Genomic DNA, 2,769 nt, shown 5'->3' with positions numbered 1-2,769 from the left:
TGCGTATTTCGGCCCAACGTGACCGCCGATTTCGGCATCGTGACCGGTCATTTCGGTCATCGTGACCGACCGCTGATTTCGGCTCATCGTGACCGGCCGTTTCGGCATCGTGACCGCCCATTTCGGCGATCGTGACCGCCGTGACGGCGCCTCTTGAGGAGGGTGCCGGCACCGCCGGCAGTGCTGCGTAGAGAACGCAACCCGGGCCTCCTACCCTCGACGGTTTTTTGCCCTCGAGCCACGGATGCCCAAGCAACAACTTTCTCTACGCATGATCAAGGACGTCATCCGCCTGAAGTGGCACGCGAATCTCTCTCACGAGCAAGTCGCCGCCACGCTGAAGATCTCCAAGGGCGTGGTCGCCAAGTACGTCGGGCTGGCCAGCGCCGCCGGCCTGGACTGGGCCACGATCCAGGACTGGAGCGAGCAGCAGCTCGCGACCGCGCTGCAGCCGCGCTCGGCCACGGCGCTGCCCGTCGTCGTCCCCGACTGGGGCCGCATCCACCGCGAACTCGACCGCAAGGGCGTCACGCTGATGCTGCTGTGGCAGGAGTACGTGGCCGCCCACCCCGAGGGCCGCACCTGGCGCTACACGCAGTTCTGCGAGCACTACAAGGCATTCGCCGCCACGCTCAAGCGCTCGATGCGCCAGCATCGGCGCGCCGGGGAGAAGATGTTCGTGGACTACGCCGGCTCCACGGTGCCCTTGAGCGACGGCGCCCGTGCCCAGGTCTTCGTCTCGGCTATGGCCGCCTCCAGCTGTGTCTTCGCCTGCGCCACGCCCGCACAGCGCCTGGACGACTGGATCGAGGGGCTGGTGCGCGCGCTGCACTTCTACGGCGGCGTGCCGCAGCTGGTGGTGCCGGACAACGCCACGGCCGTGATCGCCTGCGCCGACCGCTACGAGCCGCGCGCCAATGACTCGGTGCAGGACTTCGCCCGCTACTACGGCACCTCGGTGCTCCCGGCGCGCCCACGTTCCCCACGGGACAAGGCCACTGCAGAAAGTTCGGTCCAAGTGATCGGCCGCTGGGTGCTGGCGCGGCTGCGCCACCACCGCTTCGACACCGTCGCGCAGGTCGACGCGGCCATCGCCGAGCTGCTGCCCAGCGTGAACCAGCGTCCCTTCCAGAAGCTGCCCGGTAGCCGCGCCAGCGTGTTCGCCGAGCTGGATGCGCCGGCCCTGATGCCGCTGCCAGCGCAGCCCTACGAACTGGCCCGCTTCAAGACCGTGAAGGTCCACATCGACTACCACGTGGAGGTGGACGGACATCGCTACAGCGTGCCCCATGCGCTGGTCCAGCAGACGCTGGAGGCCCGGCTGACACGCCACGGCGTGGAACTGCTGCTGCGGGGCCAGCGGGTGGCGGCGCACGCCCGCAGCGAGCGGCGCGGCGGCTTCACGACCGTGGAGGCCCACATGCCGGCGGCGCACCGCGCGCACCTGCAGTGGACGCCCCAGCGCCTGATCGAGTGGGGCCAGCAGATCGGCCTGTCCTGCGGCGAGCTCGTCACGCGGCTGCTGCAGACCTACAAGCACCCAGAGCACGGCTACCGCTCGTGCCTGGGGCTGCTGAGCCTGTCGCGCAGCTACGGCCGCGAGCGGCTGGAGGCGGCCTGCGAGCGCGCCCTGGCGCTGGGAACCGTGCGCTACCGGCATGTGCGTGACTTGCTGGCCAACAACCGCGATCTCGTCGCCCAAGGGCCTGGCCCCGAGTGGACCAGCCCGGCGCACGCCAATGTGCGCGGCCCGGACTACTACCAATGACGCGCCACACCTCGACACCCAACGCAACGAACCGAACCCCGACACCTATGCTTAACAACGCCACCCTCACTCAACTGCGCGCCCTCAAGCTGCAAGGCTTCGCCGACGCGCTGCAACAGCAACACGAGCAGGCCGATGCCTTCAGCCTGTCCTTCGACGAGCGCCTGGCCCTGCTGGTCGAGCGCGAGGTCCATGCCCGTGGCGACCGCAAGCGCACCCGGTTGCTGCAGCGGGCCCAGCTCAAGTACCCCAGCGCCACGCTGGAGGACGCGAGCTTCGAGGGCATCCGCGGCATCGACCGCGCCGCGCTGATGGGCCTGGCGCTGTCCACCTGGATCGAGCGCGGCGAGACGATCTGCTTCGCCGGGGCAACGGGGCTGGGCAAAACCTGGTTGGCTTGCGCGCTGGCGCAGTACGCCTGCCGCCAAGGCCACTCGGCGCTGTACTTGCGCGTGCCGCGCCTGGCCGAGGAGCTGCGCATCCTGCACGGCGCGGGTAGCTTCCGGCGCTGGCTGCAGCAGCTCGCCAAGATCGACGTGCTGGTCTTGGACGATTGGGCCACCGGCGCCATCGACGCGGCCACGCGGGCCGACCTGCTGGAGATCATCGACGACCGCAGCGCCCAGCGCGCCACCATCATCACGCACCAACTGCCGATCGAGCACTGGCACGCTTGGCTGGGCGATCCGACGGTGGCCGACGCGATCCTGGACCGACTCATGCAGCGCTGCCGGCGCTTCAGCCTCGAAGGCGAGTCCCGTCGCACGGGGCGAACGCAACGCGCGGCAAGCAAGGCAAAAAACGCAGCTCAGGAGGACCAATCTTGACCTGATCCAGCCCCCGCCACCCTAGACTTCGAACCCTACGCAGCACCCGCCGCCGGCCCGGCGGTCACGATCGCCGAAACGGGCGGTCACGATACCGAAACGACCTCTCCGACGCTCCTCAACAGCGTCGGTCACGATGACCGAAATGACCGGTCACGTTGGCCGAAATACGCA

The 2,769-nt window shown here is 68.9% G+C and carries 2 protein-coding genes; both read left to right on the top strand.

Translation table 11 applies throughout. From position 1 onward, the window contains the following. The first annotated feature begins 244 nt into the window (after nt 1-244). The gene (gene istA, locus ACG04R_RS28345; RefSeq protein ID WP_394418161.1) at nt 245-1,768 is read left to right on the top strand and encodes an IS21 family transposase; all 1,524 of its coding nucleotides are present in this window, start codon (nt 245-247) and stop codon (nt 1,766-1,768) included. A 47-nt stretch (nt 1,769-1,815) separates the two neighbouring features. Further along, a complete protein-coding gene (gene istB, locus ACG04R_RS28340; RefSeq protein ID WP_394418158.1) occupies nt 1,816-2,595 on the top strand; it encodes an IS21-like element helper ATPase IstB in 780 nt (259 codons plus the stop codon). Nucleotides 2,596-2,769: the final 174 nt, after the last annotated feature.

This window comes from Pelomonas candidula, from assembly GCF_043555985.1.
Taxonomy (GTDB): domain Bacteria; phylum Pseudomonadota; class Gammaproteobacteria; order Burkholderiales; family Burkholderiaceae_C; genus Pelomonas; species Pelomonas candidula.
Note: the sequence above shows the minus strand (reverse complement) of the source record. Positions and strands in the feature narration are given on the sequence as shown.